General features: G+C 69.8%; 17 protein-coding genes. 6 read left to right on the forward strand and 11 right to left on the reverse strand.

Annotation, left to right across the window (positions count from 1 at the left end; genetic code table 11):
* Positions 1 to 21: 21 nt before the first annotated feature.
* The 4 genes from QRN19_RS05870 to QRN19_RS05885 all read right to left on the reverse strand — a co-directional run bounded on the left by QRN19_RS05870 (position 22) and on the right by QRN19_RS05885 (position 2,667).
* Entirely contained in the window at positions 22 to 603 is a 582-nt protein-coding gene (locus QRN19_RS05870) for a GNAT family N-acetyltransferase (RefSeq protein WP_085513310.1), read from the reverse strand.
* 65 nt (positions 604 to 668) lie between these two features.
* Positions 669 to 1,388: a uracil-DNA glycosylase gene (locus QRN19_RS05875; protein ID WP_285025817.1), complete on the reverse strand. Its 720-nt coding sequence runs from the start codon at positions 1,386 to 1,388 to the stop codon at positions 669 to 671.
* A 3-nt stretch (positions 1,389 to 1,391) separates the two neighbouring features.
* Positions 1,392 to 2,129, reverse strand: a complete 738-nt coding sequence (locus QRN19_RS05880; protein WP_285025818.1) for a Type 1 glutamine amidotransferase-like domain-containing protein — start codon at positions 2,127 to 2,129, stop codon at positions 1,392 to 1,394.
* A 40-nt stretch (positions 2,130 to 2,169) separates the two neighbouring features.
* A complete protein-coding gene (locus tag QRN19_RS05885; RefSeq protein WP_071262460.1) occupies positions 2,170 to 2,667 on the reverse strand; it encodes a phosphoribosyltransferase in 498 nt (165 codons plus the stop codon).
* Positions 2,668 to 2,712: 45 nt separating this feature from the next.
* Here QRN19_RS05885 and QRN19_RS05890 point away from each other — a divergent pair, with 45 nt between their 5' ends.
* Positions 2,713 to 4,251 (forward strand): MFS transporter, encoded by a 1,539-nt coding sequence (locus QRN19_RS05890; protein ID WP_285025819.1) that lies wholly within the window; start codon positions 2,713 to 2,715, stop codon positions 4,249 to 4,251.
* Positions 4,252 to 4,322: 71 nt separating this feature from the next.
* Here the strand turns inward: QRN19_RS05890 and QRN19_RS05895 are convergent, their stop codons facing one another.
* On the reverse strand, positions 4,323 to 5,099 hold the full coding sequence (locus tag QRN19_RS05895) for an SDR family NAD(P)-dependent oxidoreductase (RefSeq protein WP_285025820.1): 777 nt from the start codon (positions 5,097 to 5,099) through the stop codon (positions 4,323 to 4,325).
* A gap of 203 nt (positions 5,100 to 5,302) precedes the next feature.
* Between QRN19_RS05895 and QRN19_RS05900 the strand changes: the two genes are divergently transcribed.
* The 5 genes from QRN19_RS05900 (at position 5,303) to QRN19_RS05920 (ending at position 11,242) form a co-directional block, all read left to right on the forward strand.
* Positions 5,303 to 6,628 carry a bifunctional o-acetylhomoserine/o-acetylserine sulfhydrylase gene (locus tag QRN19_RS05900; protein ID WP_079707226.1) on the forward strand — a complete coding sequence of 442 codons (1,326 nt, stop codon included), beginning with the start codon at positions 5,303 to 5,305 and terminating at the stop codon, positions 6,626 to 6,628.
* Positions 6,629 to 6,913: 285 nt separating this feature from the next.
* Positions 6,914 to 8,119 (forward strand): homoserine O-acetyltransferase MetX, encoded by a 1,206-nt coding sequence (gene metX, locus QRN19_RS05905; RefSeq protein WP_285025821.1) that lies wholly within the window; start codon positions 6,914 to 6,916, stop codon positions 8,117 to 8,119.
* 89 nt (positions 8,120 to 8,208) lie between these two features.
* Complete coding sequence (locus QRN19_RS05910; RefSeq protein WP_285025822.1) at positions 8,209 to 9,366, forward strand: sensor histidine kinase; 1,158 nt, start codon at positions 8,209 to 8,211, stop codon at positions 9,364 to 9,366.
* Entirely contained in the window at positions 9,363 to 10,595 is a 1,233-nt protein-coding gene (locus tag QRN19_RS05915; RefSeq protein ID WP_285025823.1) for a hypothetical protein, read from the forward strand. Before QRN19_RS05910 ends, QRN19_RS05915 begins: the two co-directional genes overlap by 4 nt.
* Positions 10,592 to 11,242 carry a response regulator transcription factor gene (locus tag QRN19_RS05920; RefSeq protein WP_056012577.1) on the forward strand — a complete coding sequence of 217 codons (651 nt, stop codon included), beginning with the start codon at positions 10,592 to 10,594 and terminating at the stop codon, positions 11,240 to 11,242. The genes QRN19_RS05915 and QRN19_RS05920 overlap by 4 nt, the downstream gene beginning before the upstream one ends.
* Before the next feature lie 87 nt (positions 11,243 to 11,329).
* On the opposite strand, the gene QRN19_RS05925 is transcribed toward QRN19_RS05920, so the two are convergent.
* From QRN19_RS05925 to QRN19_RS05950, 6 genes are all read right to left on the reverse strand, one after another.
* Positions 11,330 to 12,046 carry a hypothetical protein gene (locus QRN19_RS05925; RefSeq protein WP_285025824.1) on the reverse strand — a complete coding sequence of 239 codons (717 nt, stop codon included), beginning with the start codon at positions 12,044 to 12,046 and terminating at the stop codon, positions 11,330 to 11,332.
* 327 nt (positions 12,047 to 12,373) lie between these two features.
* On the reverse strand, positions 12,374 to 13,675 hold the full coding sequence (locus tag QRN19_RS05930) for an MFS transporter (protein ID WP_285025825.1): 1,302 nt from the start codon (positions 13,673 to 13,675) through the stop codon (positions 12,374 to 12,376).
* A 76-nt stretch (positions 13,676 to 13,751) separates the two neighbouring features.
* A complete protein-coding gene (locus QRN19_RS05935; RefSeq protein ID WP_285025826.1) occupies positions 13,752 to 14,060 on the reverse strand; it encodes a thiamine-binding protein in 309 nt (102 codons plus the stop codon).
* 2 nt (positions 14,061 to 14,062) lie between these two features.
* Complete coding sequence (locus tag QRN19_RS05940; protein WP_285025827.1) at positions 14,063 to 15,292, reverse strand: glycosyltransferase 87 family protein; 1,230 nt, start codon at positions 15,290 to 15,292, stop codon at positions 14,063 to 14,065.
* Positions 15,293 to 15,381: 89 nt separating this feature from the next.
* Positions 15,382 to 16,923, reverse strand: coding sequence for an FAD-dependent oxidoreductase (locus tag QRN19_RS05945; protein ID WP_285025828.1), 1,542 nt, complete (start codon positions 16,921 to 16,923; stop codon positions 15,382 to 15,384).
* A 58-nt stretch (positions 16,924 to 16,981) separates the two neighbouring features.
* On the reverse strand, positions 16,982 to 17,869 hold the full coding sequence (locus QRN19_RS05950) for an FAD:protein FMN transferase (protein WP_285025829.1): 888 nt from the start codon (positions 17,867 to 17,869) through the stop codon (positions 16,982 to 16,984).
* Positions 17,870 to 17,888: the final 19 nt, after the last annotated feature.

Consider the following 17,888-nt stretch of genomic DNA (forward strand, 5'->3'; position numbering starts at 1 on the left):
CGGTGCCGTGACCGCACGGGTTCAGCGCTTCAGGGACTTCTGGAGGAGGACCGTGCCGATCCAGCGGTCGAACTTGAACCCGACTCGGCCCATGCGGCCCACCTCGGTGAACCCGAACTTCTCGTGCAGGGCGATCGACGACTCGGCGCCCTTGTCGGCGATGACGGCCAGCATCTCCTTGAGCCCGGCGGCCTTCGAACGCTCGATGAGCTCACCGAGCAGATCGGTGCCGAGGCCTTTGCCGGTCGCCGCGGCTCCGAGGTAGATCGAGCTCTCCACCGTGAAGCGGTAGGCGCGCTTCTGCTTCCACGGCGCGCACAGCGCATACCCGAGGATCTGTCCGGTCGGGTTGACGGCGACGATGAACGGGAGCTGGAGCCGCTGCAGGTAGGCGAACTTGGAGCGCCACTCGGCGAGGGTCATCGCGTCCTCGTCGAAGGTGACCATGCTGTTGGCGACGTAGTGGTTGTAGATCGCCCGGATGTCGGGCAGGTCGGCCGCAGTGGCGTCGCGCATCGTGAAGGCGAACGGCGTCTCGGGGGTCGGCGGCTTGCGCAGGTGCGGCGGCAGCCGGCGCCTCGGCTCGTACTCCTCTTCCAGCATCCCCCAAGCCTAACGAGGGGGTGGGTCGGCGGACAGCCCTTGCGGCCGACGCCGCGAGCCGGTCGTCAGCCGAGCGACCAGTCGATCGGGTCCGCGCCACGGGAGACGAGGAAGTCGTTCGTGCGGCTGAACGGCTTCGAGCCGAAGAAGCCCCGTGAGGCGGAGAGCGGACTCGGGTGCGCCGAGACGATGACGTGGCGGTCGGGGTCGCTCGATGATTCGAGCAGCGGCGCCAGTCGTTCTGCGTCCTTGCCCCAGAGGATCGACACGAGCGGTGCGGGGCGTGCGGCGAGCGCGCGGATCGCCTGTTCCGTGACCGCCTCCCAGCCGTGTCGGCGGTGCGACCCGGCGGAACCCGCCTCGACCGTGAGGACGCGGTTGAGGAGCAGCACGCCCTGTCGGGTCCACGAACTGAGATCGCCGTGTTCCGGCGTCGGGACGCCGAGGTCCTCGCGGAGTTCCCGGTGGATGTTCGCGAGGCTGCGCGGCAGCGGGCGCACGTCCCGGTCCGCGGCGAACGACAGGCCGATCGGATGACCCGGCGTCGGGTACGGGTCCTGCCCGACGATGAGGACGCGGACCGCGCTGAACGGCGTACGGAAGGCCCGCAGGACGAGCTCGGGTGCCGGCAACCATCGGGCACCGGCCGCCGACTGCGCCGCGAGCCAGTGGTCGATCGCAGCGAGACGGTCGGCGACGGGTGCGAGTGCGTCGGCCCAGCCGGCGTCCATCGACCCCGCCGCGGCGAGCTGTGCGGGGCTGCCACCGAGGATCCCGTTCGTCATCGACTACTGCTGCTGCGGCTGCTCGGCACCGATCGTGCGGACGACGACCCCGTGCTCGGCGGTGAAGACCTGCCAGACACTGCCGCCACCGAGGACGGTGAGCGCCCCCTGCCCGACGACGAGCGCCGTGTTCTCGTCGATCGCGACGCCGCCGTCGACGACCCCGGCCTCCGTCGCGGCGACGAGCCGCCCGAGGGTCCCCCACTGTGCGGCATGCGCCTCGACCGCGATGTCGACGAGTCCGAGACCGTCGCCGATCGTGACCTCGTCGAGCTCCTCGGACGCCGCCTCGGGGCTCACGGGGACCTCGCCGACACGCCATCCGCCGATGATCGCGTGCTCGGCGGCGATCATCGCGCCGGCCGAGATGCCGAGGTAGGGCAGACCGGACGCCACGAGGCGTCGGATGTCGGTGGCGACCGGCGCGACCGCCTCCGCGTAGGCCGAGGGCAGCCCGCCGCCGACGACGATCCCGTCGACCTCGGCCAGCTGAGCCTGCGCGACCACACCGCCCTCGCGGACGACCACGCGGATCGCCTCGATCTCACCGGAGCGTGCCACGGCGCGTTCCAGGGCAGCGGACTGCTCGAGTCCATCGCCATCGTGCACGACGACGATCGCGATGCGCGGGGCCAACCGACCGGCGACGACCGCGAGCGCGGCCGCCTCGGCGATGAACGCTGCGTAGACGGTCGACTCGGTCTCTGGGGCGGCCGGACCGCCGAGGAGGAAAACACTCACCCTGAGACCCTACCCGGCACCCCGGATCAGGCGGGGACGATCAGGCCGTGATCGTCGGCAGCGTCGACCAGGGGAAGGAGATCCAGCGGTCGACGCGCTTCCACACGTAGTCGGGACGGAGCACCGTCTGCGGCTTCTCGTACAGCGTCACCGTGCGGACCTCCGCACCGCTCGCCTGCATGAGTTCCAGCACCATCGCGAGCGTACGACCCGAGTCGGACACGTCATCGACGAGCAGCACCCGACTCCCCGGCAGCCCGGCGACGTCGAGCAACGGCGGGAGCACGACGGGCTCAGGGAGACGCGCGTCGACCCCGGTGTAGAACTCGACGTTCAGCGCGCCGCACGCCTTGACGTCGAGGGCGTAGGCGATGGCACCCGCGAGCAGGAGCCCACCGCGCGCGATCGCGACGACGGAGTCGGGCCGGAACCCGCTCGCGACGATCGCACTGGACAGTTCGCGGGCCGCGTCACCGAACGTGGGCCAGTCGAGGACCTCTCGCTCCGGGGACGCTGCGCTGGGGTTCTCGGTCGACATCCTCCAACGCTATCCTGCCGGCCAGGCCGCCTGTACCATCCCCCCATGGCGCGAGACAGCACGACGACCGACGGAGCCTCGGCGACCGGATGGCGGACGACGATCCGCGGGTCGGAGGCGGGCATCACCGCGGGGCTCATCGGCTGGTTGTTCCTCGTCGAGATCACCAGCGGTGTCCTGCAGGGCTACTACGTCCCGCTCATCCCCGACCTCGTCGAGCACCTGGGCATCCATGACGCGGACTTCAACTGGTTCGAAGCCGCGCAGCTGCTGCTGTCGGCGCTCGTCGTCCCCATCCTCGCGAAGCTCGGCGACATGTTCGGGCACAAACGGATCCTCCTCGTCTCCACCGTGCTGACGGCCGGCGCCAGCTGGTGGCTCGTCGTCGCGGGCGACTTCTGGTCGTTCCTCGCCGCCTGGGCACTGCAGGGCTTCTATGTCGTGTGGTTGCCACTCGAGATCGCGCTCATCTTCGAGCGGGGTCGGCGCTCCGGCACCGGAGCCTCGCAGACCCGCCGGGCCGCCGGACTCCTCGTCGTGGCGCTCGAGGCCGGGGCCATCATCGGAGCGCTGTCGAGTGGACGCATCCTCACCGCCCTCGGCGGCGACATCCCGCTCACGATGATGCTGCCGGCCGTCGCGGTGACCCTCGTCTTCTTCGCCATCCTCTTCGGCGTCCCCGAATCCGAACCCCTGCCGGGCAGGACCCTGGACCTCGCGGGCTTCGTGCTCCTCAGCCTCGCGCTCCTCCTCATCACCTCGGGGCTCACCTTCCTGCGGCTCAACGGACCGCAGACGTGGTGGGTGTGGGGGCTCATCGCGATCGGTGTGCTCGCGTTCCTGCCCTTCGGGCGCCATGAACTGCGCCAGCCAGACCCGGCGATCGACCTCCGGGTGCTCCGGCAACCCAACATGTGGCCGGTGCAACTGACCGCGGGGCTCATCGGGATCAGTCTGCTCGGCGCCCAGGCCCCGCTCAGCACCTATGCGGGGACACCACGGGAGAACGGGTACGGGCTCGGGCTCGACGCCGGCGACATCTCGACGCTCATCGGCGCCTACCTGATCTCGATGATCGTCGGCGCCCTCCTGTTCCCGCTCGTGTCGCGCTGGGCGACGCCTCGGATCGCGCTCATCATCGCCGCCTCACTCGTCGCGGTCGGGTACCTGCTGTTCCTCCCGTTCCACCTCGAGACGTGGCAGGTCTTCCTGAACATGGCGATCGCGGGGCTCGGCTCCGGTGCGCTCGTCGGCGCCATGCCGGCTGCGGCCGCGGCCGCCGCACCTCGCGGGCAGACGGGCGTCGCGTCCGCGCTGACCAACACGACGAAGACGATCGGTGGCTCGTTCGCCTCGGCCGTCTTCGGCGTGGTGCTGTTCGCCGGCGCCGCGCAAGCCGTCACGGCCGGGGCGTCGAGCCTCTCCGGCTACCTCACGGTCTGGGCGATCTGCGGGGCGGGCGCGCTCGTCGCCGCCGTCCTGCTCTGCTTCGTCCCGAGACTCGCCTTCGCGGACGCGGCCCCGGTCGACGCCGGACTCGAGCCGCGCCCCGATCCCGCGACTGAGCGCCCGACCGGCCCCTGACTCCCCGACCGGTCCCTGAGCTCCAAGCCGGTCCCTGAGCTCCCGATCGGTCCCTGAGCCTGTCGAAGGGCCTACTCCGCGACGCGCAACGGGCCCTTCGCCAGGCGGTACGGGGCGGCCTGCGCGACCGGCTTGATGGTGATGAGGTCGAGGTTGACGTGTGGCGGCAGCGACGTCGCGTGGACGATCGCCTCGGCGACGTCGTCGGCCGAGAGCGGATCCGGCACGTCCTCGTAGACGGCGTCGGCGCGGTCCTGGTCGCCACCGAAGCGCACGAGCGAGAACTCCTCCGTGTGCACCATCCCGGGCGCCACCTCGATCACCCGGATGGGTTCGCCGTTGAGCTCGAGCCGCAGCACCTCGAAGAGCGCGCGCTCGGCGAACTTCGCCGCGTTGTACCCGCCGCCACCCACGTAGGCGACGTGGCCCGCGATCGAGGTGACGCCGACGATGGTGGCGGCACCACCCTCCGGGATGCTCCGTCGGAGGATCGGGAGGAGCGCCTGGACCACGCGCTTCGTGCCGAGGACGTTGATGTCGAACATGCGCCGCCAGTCCTCGACGTCGCCGTCCTCGACGGACGCGAGGCCGAAGGCACCGCCCGCGTTGTTGATGAGCGCGTGGGCGCCGCCGAGCTCCGCCACTCGAGCGGCGAGCGCGTCGACGTCCGCCTGCAGGGTCAGGTCCGCGACGACCGCGGTACCGCCGATGTCCGCGACGAGCGCCTCGAGCCGCTCCGCGCGGCGGGCCACCGCCACGACGTCCCAGCCGTCGGCGGCGAATCGCCTCGCGGTCGCCTCCCCGATCCCTGAACTCGCACCGGTCACCACCACACGTCTCGTCGTCATGACTCCAGGGTAGCCACCGGGCCGAGGCGTTACGCCGTGTTTCCGCGCGGTTGGCGCGTGCAGGTGGGGCCGGTAGCCTCGGGGTCACGACGGAGCACCACCCGAAGCCACGCTCGGCGACATCGCTGTCGGACCGAGCGGCCCACCCGCGGCACCCATCACCCGAGCAGCACCGACCACCCGAGCAGAGGGGACCATCCACCATGAGCGATGCCACGAACGACTGGAAGTTCGAAACGAAGCAGATCCACTCCGGAGCTGCGCCCGACCCGGTCACGAAGGCTCGGGCCACGCCGATCTACCAGACGACGAGCTACGTGTTCGACAACGCCGACCACGCCAAGAACCTCTTCGCCCTCGCGGAGTTCGGCAACATCTACACGCGCATCCAGAACCCGACGCAGGCCGTCGTCGAGGAGCGCCTGACCGCGCTCGAGGGCGGCAGCGGCGCCCTCCTCCTCGCCTCCGGACAGGCGGCGGAGGCCTCGGCCGTCCTCAACATCGCACAGGCCGGCGACCACATCGTGTCGTCCTCGTCGATCTACGGCGGCACCTACAACCTCTTCAAGTACACGCTCGCGAAGCTCGGCATCGAGACCACCTTCGTGGAGAACCAGGACGACGCCGAGGAGTGGCGGCGTGCGGTGCGCCCGAACACGAAGCTGTTCTTCGCGGAGACCATCGGCAACCCGAAGATCAACATCCTCGACATCCGCCTCGTCGCCGACGTCGCGCACGAGGCCGGCGTCCCACTGATCGTCGACAACACGATCGCCACGCCGTACCTCATCCGTCCCTTCGAGCACGGAGCGGACATCATCGTCCACTCGGCGACGAAGTTCCTCGGCGGTCACGGCACGGTCATCGGTGGCGTCATCGTCGACGGCGGTACCTTCTCCTGGACCGGGCACGCGGACAAGTTCCCGGGCCTCACGACGCCGGACCCCTCGTACCACGGGGCGGTCTACACGGACGCCGTGGGCGACTCGCTCGCCTACATCATCAAGGCGCGCGTGCAGCTCCTGCGCGACCTCGGCGCGGCCATCGCCCCGGCGAGCGCCTGGCAGCTCATCCAGGGCATCGAGACGCTCAGCCTCCGCATCGAGCGCCACGTGCAGAACGCCCAGCAGGTCGCCGAGTGGCTCGACGCCCACCCCGACATCGCGAGCGTCAACTACTCGGGTCTGCCGTCGAGCCCCTGGTACGCGGCGGCCAACCAGTACGCCCCGAAGGGTGTCGGAGCGGTCCTGTCGTTCGAGCTGAAGGGCGGGGTCGACGCCGGCCGCGCCTTCGTGAACTCGCTGCAGTTGTTCTCGCACCTCGCGAACATCGGCGACGTCCGTTCGCTCGTCATCCACCCGGCGTCGACGACGCACTCGCAGCTCACCCCGGAGCAGCAGCTCACGGCCGGCGTCACGCCCGGCCTCGTGCGGCTCTCGGTGGGGCTCGAGAACATCGACGACATCACGGCCGACCTCCAGGCCGGTCTGACCGCCGCGAAGCAGGTCGTCGAGGCCGCCCGGGTCTGAGTCCGTCCCGCGACGTGTCCCTCCCGGGTTGCGCCAGCGCGGTGCGCTGACGCGAGCGCACCCCACAACCGCGAGCGCGGGTCTCCAGAGACCCGCGCTCGCGTCGTTCGTTGCGCGCTCGGGCCGGTTCCGCGTCGCTCGAGCCCGTTCCCCGTCGCTCGAGCCCGTTCCGGCGCGCCGAGGGCGACGGGAGCACACTCGCGTCAGCGCACCGCGCCGACCACCACCGATCGGGTGACGTAACACGGCCGGTCGACGCCCACGGGCACGCCACAATGGAGACCTATGGACTGGCAGACCCCGGAAGACAGCGTGCCCTCCCGCTTCGTGACCGAAGCCGAGGTCGGCGCCCTGCTCGCGAACCCGCCCTCGAGCGGCGCCTGGCGCGACGGCGACCGGCCGGGCGATCGGCTCTTCGCCCCGCTCGGCCGCCTCGACTTCGAGCACGGCGGGAGCATCCCGCACGCCAGACTCGCCTACGAGACCTGGGGCACGCTCGACGACGACGGCGGCAACGCGGTCCTCGTCCTCCACGCGCTCACCGGCGACAGCCACGTCCTCGGTGGCGCCGGCAACGGGCACGCGACCGCCGGGTGGTGGGCCGGCATCGTCGGTCCGGGACTGGCCGTCGACACGGACCGCTGGTTCGTCGTCGCACCGAACATGATCGGCGGCTGCCAGGGCAGCACCGGTCCCTCCTCCTTCGCGCCCGACGGCGTCGAGTGGGGTTCGCGGTTCCCGTACACCTCGATCCGCGACCAGGTCGAGGCCCAGCACCGGCTGCTCGGCCACCTCGGGCTCGACCGCTGGGCCGCGGTGATCGGCGGCTCGATGGGCGGCATGCACGCTCTCGAGTGGGCCGCCACCCACCCGGACCTCGTCGACCGACTCGCCGTGATCGCCGCACCCCCGGTCACGACGGCCGACCAGATCTCCCTGAACTTCGTGCAGCTCGAAGCGGTCCGCACGGATCCACACTTCCAGGGCGGCGACTACTACGACGCCCCGGACGGTGAGGGCCCCCACCGCGGCCTCGCCCTCGCCCGGCGGATGGCCCTGCTCAACTACCGCAGCCCGGGTGAGCTGAACGCCCGCTTCGAGCGCAGCTGGCAGTCGAGCGTGAGCCCGCTCGGGCACGGCGGACGCTTCGCCGTCGAGTCCTACCTCGACTTCCACGGCAACAAGTTCACCCGACGCTTCGACGCCGGGAGCTACGTGACCCTCGTCGAGGCGATGAACTCGCACGACGTGGGTCGTGATCGCGGCGGCGTCGGTGCGGCACTGCGGGCCTACGCCGGTCCGTCCCTCGTGCTCGGGATCGACAGCGACCGGCTCTTCCCCGTCAGCGGGCAGGAGGAGATCGCCCTCCACCTCCCCGGCAATCTCGACGGCACCCGGCCGGCGGTCCTCCGGTCCGACTTCGGACACGACGGCTTCCTCATCGAGAACGCGCTGGTCGCGCCGCATCTCGGCCGACTCCTCGCCGTCTGACGGCCGCGCCCCGTCTGTCCGACACCCGTTCCGTGGCGGTCGTGTCACCCGATAAGGTGACTCCTCAGAGGAGCGTGAGCATGGATCGGGTGGCGAGGACCCAGCGACGTCTGCTGCTGCGTACGACGCGCCTCTTCGGGCTCGCGGGTTGCGTCACGGCCGCGATGATCCTCAGCGTCCCGGGCGTCGTCTCGGGAGGTCGGTACACCGTCCTCCTCATCCTCGTCGCCGCCCTCGCGCTCACGCATGTGGCCGCGGAGCAGTACGACGGCCGTCGTTGGCTGGTGCTGGTGTTCCTGGTCGGTGTCGGGGTCGTCGTCGTCGTCGGTCTGTCCGACGGGAACACCGGCCAAGTCGGCTCCGCGAGCGCGATCGCCGCGATCACCTCTCTCGGCCTGGGCGCTGTCGCGGCCAGACTCGTGCCGCTCCGGCGCACCTGGCCGCTGCTCCTGACCGCGTTCGTCGTGACGGCGGTCACGATCATCGTCGTCACCGGGCCCACTGCGCTCACGATCCCGACCATCGGCCTGACCGCGGTCGTGTGGATCGCGATCGGCGCCTTCGGCGGATGGCTCGACACGAGCATCCCCCGACTCATCCGTCGGGTCGACACCATCGGCAGCGCCTACAACGCGGAGCGGCTCGCGAGTCAGGCCGAGTCGCAACGACGACAGGACGCACGACTCCTGCACGACACCGCGCTCGCGACCCTGACGCTGCTCGCCCACTCCGGACGAGGCGTCGACGCCTCCGCCCTTCGTTCTCAGGCCGGGAACGACGCGCATCTGCTCCGCAGCCTGCGCCTCGGTGAGGAGCTCAGCCCCGTCTCCTCCGGCTCGTACATCCTGCAGCGGGGTGCCGAGTTCACCCTCGACGAAGGCATCGAGGCCGTGACGGACCGGTTCGCCGGGCTCGGCCTCACGGTCAACGTCTACGGCGGTGGACAGGCGAACCTCGACCCACGCGTGCGCGAGGCGTTCCTCCTCGCGCTCGGGGAGTGTCTGGAGAACGTCCGGCGTCACTCGGGCGTGGATTCGGCCGATGTCACGGTCTCGATCGACGAGCTGACGGCACGACTGCTCATCACCGACACCGGCACCGGGTTCGATCCCTCGGCCGTGCCGGACGGCCATCTCGGCGTCGCGGAATCGGTCGTCGCGCGCATCCAGGAGGTCGGCGGACAGGCGCGCGTCTTCTCCGCCCCCGGCGCCGGGACGACCGTCATCCTGGAGGTCCCGCAGGCATGAGTGTCGACGCCCTCGAAGAGACCACCGGACCGACCCGGCGCTATCGCCATCGGCGCGCCATCGACCGGCAGCGCTCCTCGCTCGGCACGCGGCAGCTCGGCATCGGCCTCTCGGTGTCCGGCCTCGTGCTCGTCGTCTACGCGGCGATCCGCTTCGTCGGGTCGGTCCACCACTACCCGCGACCACTGCTCAGCGTCGTCGCCTGGCTGCTGCTCACCGCGGCCATCGCGTCGACCTTCCTCCTGCTCCGTCGTTCCGCCTTCCACCTCTCGGATCGACTGTTCGTCGCGCTGCTGATCCAGCTGGTGGTGGTCGCCGCGCTCGACCTGGCGAGCGTCTGGAGTCGCGACGCCGTGGGCGTCTATCCCACGGCGGCCGCGGCGGTCGGCGGCGTCCTGCTCGCGGTCGTCACCCTCCGACCGGTCCGCGACATCGCCGCCGCGACCGTGGTGCTCGGACTGATGCTCGTGGGGTCGATCCTCACGATCACGCGGACCCAGACCGCGACGCTCGGGGCGGAGCTGCTCTTCGCCGCGGTCGCCGTCGTCCCCCCGCTCATCGCCTGCGCGATCGTCTCCCAGTACCGCCGGATCGTCCGCCTCGAACTCGACCGGGTCATGGTCGCCTCCACGGTCGCGAGCGTCCGGGACGCACTCGGGTTCTTCGACTCGGAGGAACTCGTCACCCTCGACCTCGAAGCGGAGGAACTGTTCGTCGGTGTCGCCGACGGCTCGGTCGACCTCCCGCTCGGCCCCGAGCTCGCGGCGCGCGCCTCCCGCCTCGCGACCGAGCTCCGGCGTCATCTCATGTCCGAGGGCAAGGAGTCCTGGCTCGAGCACGCGTTCCAGGAGTCGTCCGTGTTGTCGGACCGCGCGACCCTGCGCGACCCCGAGCGACTCGCGACGTATCTCGCAACGGATCAGCGGGATGGCCTGCTCTCTGCAGTATGGTTGCTCCTCGGGGAAGCAGATGCGCAGAGTGCCAGAGCTGTGCTGACGCTCGGACCGGTCGACCGCTCCGAACGACCGGGCCGATCTGGTGCGCTCGTCATCCCGATCGTCCTCGAAGCGGTCGGAGTGCAACGCGCCAAGGTGGATCCCGCGGTGTGGGAAGCGCTCGGACGAGTGGGCAGCTCTACGGACACGTACCAGAAATCCCGGATCAGGATCGAGATCGACAGCACCGTCGACAATCCTGCTGCGGGCCAGCGGAAAGGGGAACGTCAATGACGTCACAGGAGTCTCGCATCAGGGTCGGCATCGTCGATGACCACCGGATGCTGCTCGGTGCGCTCACCGAATGGATCAGGAGCGTGGCCGACGACATCGAACTCGTCGTCGTCACCCCGTCCTGGCCGGAGTTGCTCACGCATCCCGCGTTCCCCGTCGACGTCCTCCTGCTCGACGTCGACCTCAAGGACAACGTCCCGGTCGCCGTCAAGCTCGCGACGCTCAAGACCACCGGCGTCACGACCGTCCTCATGAGCACCTACAGCGACCCGGCGGTCGTCCGCGAGGCCCTGGCCGCCGGCGCCTTGGGCTACCTCGCGAAGAGTGAGGACGCCGAGACCATCGTGCACGCCCTCCGTGCTGCGTCACGCGGTGAGTCCTACATCTCCCCCGAGCTCGATCTCGCCCTCGCGAGCGGCGCCTCGGGCACCGGTCCGCGGCTCAGCGCGCAGGAGCGTCGCGTCATGGCGCTGTACGCCGCCGGTGAACCCGTGAAGATGGTCGCGGAGAGCCTCGGCATCTCCGACGAGACCGCGAAGAGCTACCTCAAGCGCATCCGCGAGAAGTACCGCAACGCGGGTATCGACGTCGGCACGAAGGTCGCCCTGCGCAAGCGGGCGATCCTCGACGGCATCATCGTCGACTGACGCGAACCGCTCGGTATGGCCGTTCACAACGTGAGCGGCCATACCTGTGTCAGCGCCAGAGGATTGCGAATGCTGTTTCCTCTGGGTCTACGCGTGCGCGTTCGCGTACGCAATGCAGGAGATGATCACCCCTTCGGAAATGCCGATCGCTGCAGCGATACACGCGGCGCACGCGATCCCGAACGTGACAATGCACGCAGCCGCGCAGAGGGTCGACAATAAAGCGAGCGCCCAAGCAGCCACTCCCTGCTGGCCGAGGCACCAGTTCAATTCGCCCCACCAATCGCCGCTGCCCGCAACATCCCCGCTTCCCACGACGAATTGCGCCGCCTCCCCGGCAGTAATCGAGTCAGTAAACGTCAGTTCTCCGTCCTGCCAGGCTGTCAACGATCCTCCGCCCGCCAGGTCGTCGACGAACTCGAGCTCAACCGTGTGCACAAACGCGCCTTCGGAGTCGAACAACACGGTGAAACTCGACAAGGGAGCGATTCCCTGCCCCTCCATCGGGAACCTCACCGCCGAGTTTCCATCGACGAGATCCAGAACACTCTCCTCGCCGAGCGCAGGTGCCCCGTGGCCCCGAATTTCCATGTGCTCTCGCGCCGTCGAGGTCAGAGAAACGCGCTCGACCTCGTCAGTGACCACGGTCGGCGTCTGCGCCGCTGCACTGTGGAGAAAAGCTGAAACATCCGCCACCGGGGTCGTTTCCGCTGCCGCGGGTGCGGCATTGAGGCCGAGAGAAGAAAGAGCAATCACGACCAGCGTAGCCAACATTGCTGCTCGGTTTGATCCTTGCCCCTTCATCCTCGTGCTCCTCGAACGCTTCCAACACACGCCGCCGCGACGAAACATCCGAGGGACATTGTCCACAGCACGCTCGCAACCTGCGGAGCGGTCGTCACTGCGACGAGCGGTAGTCCTCCTCCGATGCACAGCAGCGCGACGACGACGCCGCGACCCATCCGGCCGTTCCCGGCTGCCGCGCGAGTGCTTTTCTCCACCATGAGCTCAATCCATCCTGTCGATGAGAGGATCTCGCGATGCTCGCACCGTTGCGGACATCGGTTCGACTTCACCAGCGTAGAGTTTATGAGCTTGAAATTCTAGATGTAAGCCTGATACGTAAGCGAGTCACACAGGGATCGGTGCCGTCGGCGGGTTGCGGTCCGCGATCCTCCGCTCCTCGGCGTCGTTCGCCCGCAGGAGTTCGCGCCGCAGCTGCCGACGCTCGACGGAGAAGCTCGTGACGACGATTCCGAGGCCGATCACGGTCAACACCGCGCCCGTCCAGACCGGGGCGAGGTAGCCGAGGCCACCGGCGATGACCACGCCGCCGAGGAAGGCACCGAGGGCGTTGCCGATGTTGAGCGCCGAGTGATTGAGCGCGGCGGCGAGCGACTGGCTGTCGCCCGCGACGTCCATGAGCCTCGTCTGGATGGCCGGCCCGAGACCCTGCGACGCGAAGCCGGTGGCGAAGACGAACAGGAACATCGTCGGCGTCCACGTCGCGGTGAGGGCGAGGGCGACCAGGACGACGATCATGAGTCCGAAGAACACCACGAGCGCCCGCTTGACGCCCCGGTCGGCGAGATGCCCGCCGACGAGGTTGCCGACGGTCATGCCGAGCCCCATGGTCGCGAGCGCCCACGGGACGAGCGACGCCGACTCCCCCGCCACCTCGGTCACGAGCGGTGCGAGGTAGCTGTAGACGGCGAAGAGCCCTCCGAACCCGATGGACCCGAACCCGAGCACGAACCACACCTGGCTCCGGCGGAAGACCCGGAGCTCACGGCGCATCGTCTGCTGCGGGTTCCCCGCCTGCACCGGCACGGCGAACCAGATGGTCACCGTCGCGAGCGCGAAGATGCCGGTGACGATGAGGTAGGCCGAGCGCCAACCGAACTCCTGACCCACCCAGGTCGCGAACGGCACGCCGACGACGTTCGCGATCGTCAACCCGGTCATGACGAGCGCGACGCCCTTGCCGCGCTTCCCCGGCCCCATGAGACTCGCGGCCACGAGGGCGGCCATGCCGAAGTAGGCCCCGTGGGGCAGGGCGGCGACGAAGCGGGCGAGGAGGACGAGGCCGAAGCTCGGCAGCACCGCCGAGGCGAGCGTGCCGACCGTGAACGCGACGCCCAGACAGAGCAGGACGGTCTTCCGCCGGTATCGCGCGACGAGCGCGGCGATCGTCGGCGCACCGACGACGACGCCGAGGGCGTACGCCGTGATCAACCAGGCGGCCTGAGCGTTCGCCTGCTCCTGGCTACGCGCGGCCAGCTCGGGCAGGAGGTCGGTCGCGATGTTCGGCAGCAGCCCCATCGCCACGAACTCGGTCGTGCCGATGCCGAAGGCCCCGACGGCGAGCGCGAGGATGGCAAGACGAACACGGGTCGGCGACAGCTGCGTCGACCCGTCCAGGATGGTGGGCATGAATCGAGTGTACGGGAATCCTCGAATCGATTCGAGTCCCCGGCCGGCGAAACCGGACCACCGCCTCCCGGTGGGCTCAGCCGTCGTTCTCGAGCGCGGCGTCGAGGCGGTCGAGCTTGGCGGTCAGCTCACCCGTGTAGCCGGGACGGATGTCGGCTTTGAGGACGAGCGAGACCCGGCTGCCGTAGGCGCCGACCGCATCGGTGGCGTCCTTGATGACCGCGAACACCTCGTCCCACTCCCCCTCGATGGTCGTGAACATGGAGTCGGTCCGGTTGGGCAGGCCGGACTCGCGGACGATCCGCACGGCCGCGGCGACCGCGTCGTGGACGGAACCGTCCGAGTTGCCGGTGCCGCTGGGGGCGACGGAGAAGGCGACGAGCATGGTCACTCCTTGTGGGTTCGAGCGGGGACGGGGATGGATACCGACGAGACGTCCTCGTCGTGGCGGTGCGGCGAGAACAACGCGTGGACGGCCCAACCGGCGAGGACCAGGTAGGCGAGGTTGCGGACCGTCAGCACCGTCACGAGGACCGGGTCCACATTGAGCAACCACAGGTACAGGTAGGGGTAGACGAGCTGCGTGAGCGCGGCGATCATCAGCGCGAGCACGGCCGGCGCGAGGAAGCGCCGACGCTGCAGGACGATCCCGAGGATCACCGGTGCCGCCAACCACATCGCGAACTGCGGTGACCCGACCTTGTTGAAGATGATGAGCGTGAGGACGAAGAGGAGCGACAACGGTGCGAGCACCTGCACGAGCGGGCGACCGGACCGCACCGCGAGCACCCCGAGGAGCACCGCGCCGGCGACGGCGAGGCCGAGGAGCGGCGTCATGACCGCGATCGCCGTGTCGACGCCCGGGCCGGTCACCTGGAAGGTCAGGATGTCGCGGTCGTAGTAGACGAAACTCTGCGGGACGCCCAGGACGGCGAGCCACAGGTAGGCGTTGCCGATGAGGGACTCGATCTGGAGACCACGTCCGGTCTGCTCCGTCACGAAGCTGACCGCGTTCGCACCGCCGAGCACGAGGCCGACCCCGAGGACCACGACCGACGTCGCCGCAGCCGCGACCAGGACCTGCCCGCGATGGCGGTGCGCCAGGACGATCGCCCCGATCAGTGCCGCCGGCCAGATCTTCATCCAGGCGGCGAGCGTCAGCAGGACGGCGGCGACCCGTGGACGGCCGGCGACCCAGAGGAGACCCACGATCGCGATGGGGACGGTCACCGAGTCGATCCGGGCGAGTGCGATCGGTCCGAGGAGCACGAGGAACGCGAGCCACCACCACGCCGCGATCAACCGCGGACGCGAGTGGCCGTTGCCGAGCAGGACCGCGAAGGCACCGGCGTTCATCGCGGTCACCAGCAGGAGCCAGCCGACGCCGTACCCGGCGCTGCCGAGCAGCAAGGGGATCAGCATGGGCACGATCGCGAGGATCGGGTAGACCCAGGGGGCGTCGATAGCGGGGATCGGACCGCCGGACGTCGCCTGCTCGACCCACGGCCGGTACACGAGGACGACGTCGCCGAGCGGGAGTCCCTCCGCCACGAGGCACAGCCACCCGACGACGAGGTGCACGAGGCCGAACCCGCACCAGAGGAGCCAACGCCGCATCACGTGGACCATCCTAGGCTCGTGCCGCCTGGAGAACCGGTCCGCCACTCGCTCGATGCCCGACCGGGTCGGGTCCGCCACCGTGCTGATCAGTACCCGCTGAACGCGTCGGTGCGGACGTGTCCGACGCCGATCCCGCGCAGGGCGGGCTTCAGCGCCTCGATCATCGCGGGCGGACCGGAGATGAAGACCTCCCGCTCGGCCAGGTCGGGGACGGCCTCGGCGAGACGTTCGTGGTCGAGGCGGCCCGCTCCGAGACCACGCCAGCCGGCCGGCAGCCGGACGTCGTCCGTCGGTCCCGCGACGAGCACCGGCGTCCCCCAGGTCTCGAGCTCGGCCGCGTAGGCGAGCTCCTGCGGGTCGGACACGACGTAGACGAGGACGACGTCGCGCTCGTCGGCCCTGAGGTGCAGCCGGGAGAGTTGGCTGACGAACGGGGTGATCCCGATCCCGGCGGCGATGAGCAGGATCGGCTTGCTCGCGTCCTTCGGCAGGACGAAGTCGCCCCACACGCCGGTCGCCGAGAGGCTCGCGCCGACCGGCAGCGCGCTCAGCGCCCGCTTGAAGCTACTGGCCCGCTCGGGCACGCGCATCGCCACGCGGATCGTACGGTCGTCGTCGGGTGGCGACGAGATGCTGAAGACCCGCCTCGAGCCGCGGACGTCGGCCCCACGGTGCGGCAACGACAGCTCGAGGTACTGCCCGGCCGCGAACGGGATCGACCGCTTCGAGCTGAACTGGTACTCGACAGCCGTCGGGGTGAGGGCGCGGGTGCCTTCGAGCGTCAATCGCATCCCCCGGCGACGGGCGACGGCGAACGCGAGCACGTTGCCCACGATGAGCGCGAGCTCGGGGGTCGATGCCACCTGGCCGAGCATGAACGGGATGGAGAACAGCATCGCGACGATCGCCGCCTCGGCGAGCTGCTGCCAGCGCCGCGGTGGAAGCGTGAGCGGCTCGGTGAGCATGAACGCCGCGAGGAAGAGGATCGGGTACGAGGTGAGCGGGGCCAGCAGTGCCGGTCCCAGCTCTTGACCACCGGTGACGAGCCGGACGGTGACGAGTGCCCAGGACAGCACGATGAAGACGAGTGCCATCGTGAGCCGCTTCGTCCGGATGAGGACGAGTCCGCCGAGGATGACGACACCGGGCAGCAGCCACGGGTTGGCGACCCACCAGACCGACGGTGACACGCCGGGGAGGGTGACGTAGCTCGCCAGCACGCTCATCACGAGTGCGGCGATGGCCGCCGGATTGAGGACGTGTCGACCCCGGATCGCGAGCAGGTACTTCGACGCCGAGGCGACCGTGGCGGCGAGGGCGATCCAGGCCAGCGCGGTGGGCTCACTCGTCGGCCACAGGATGAAGAACAGCAGCAGGGAGGTGATGACGGACGACTCGCTGTGCGGCTGCACCTGGAACAACGCACCGAACAGACGGTTCGTCAGGTAGCCGACGACGAGCAGGGTGGCCAGGGTGGCGAGGAGCTCGAGCGGCTTGTAGAACACCTGCCCGAACAGCGACAGCACGAAGGCGTAGACCGCGAGCGTGCCGAGTGACAGCGTCACGAGGCGGTACATGGTGACCCGCCCGAGGACGGTGCCGAAGAAGGAGCCGGTGCGGCCGTTCATGTGCGGTCTGCTTTCTGGGAGATGGTGTCGTCCGGGCTGAGGCCCTCTGGCGCGTGACTCAGGTGAAGAGTTCGCCGGGGAACCCGACGGACCGATCGGTGAGACCGGTCGTGAACATGCGGACGCTCTCGAAGGTGAACGCCTCCGCCAGGGTCTCGTGATCGGTGAAGAACAGCGCGGTGGCCAGTCCGTCGGCGACCATCGCGTCCGGGGCGGTGACCCAGGTCGCCGCGACGGTCCTCGTCGGTTCGCCGGTCCGGCCGTCGATGACATGGTGGAGCCCGTCGCCCCAGGCACGGCGATTGGTCGCCGAGGCGCACAGGGCTCCGTCGTCGATCGTCGCGACCCCGATGGCCTTGCTGGGATCGTACGGATGCTCGAGCGCGATACGGAGCGGGTCCGCCGCGCGGGACCCGTGCTCGTGACGCAGGTCGCCCGAGGCGTCGACCGTGAAGGACTCGTGGCCGTGGCTGCGGAGGAGGTCGGCGACGAGGTCGACGAGCCGCCCCTTTCCGGCCGCACCGATGTCGATCACGAGCGGGAGGCTCGTCTCGAGCACCTCGCCGTCCCACCGGGCCACGTCGTCCCAGTGCGGGGCGGCGACCGCCGGGCCCTGGGGGACGAGCGAGTAGGAGGCGTCGTAGCCGAGCCGTTCGAGCGAGGTGCCGATGAACGGCGTCACGGCCCCGGCGGTGGCATCGTACAGACGCCGGTACGTGTCGAGCAGTGCGACCGCATCCTCGCGCGCGTCGTCGGGGAAGGCGGTCGAGACCGGACCGGCGGCGAACTGAGCGATGAACGCGTCGTCCCGGAACCTCGACCAGGTCCGGTCGAACCGGTCGATGCACGCCGCGACGGCCTCAGCGGTCTCAGGCTCGAGCGGGAGAGCCGTGTCGAGCTCCCATCCGGTGCCGATCGCCTCGAAGCGCAGTGTCGTCTCGCTCATCGTCGGTCCGGCCCCGCGG

It is taken from the genome of Plantibacter sp. ME-Dv--P-122b (assembly GCF_030209375.1).
Taxonomy (GTDB): domain Bacteria; phylum Actinomycetota; class Actinomycetes; order Actinomycetales; family Microbacteriaceae; genus Plantibacter.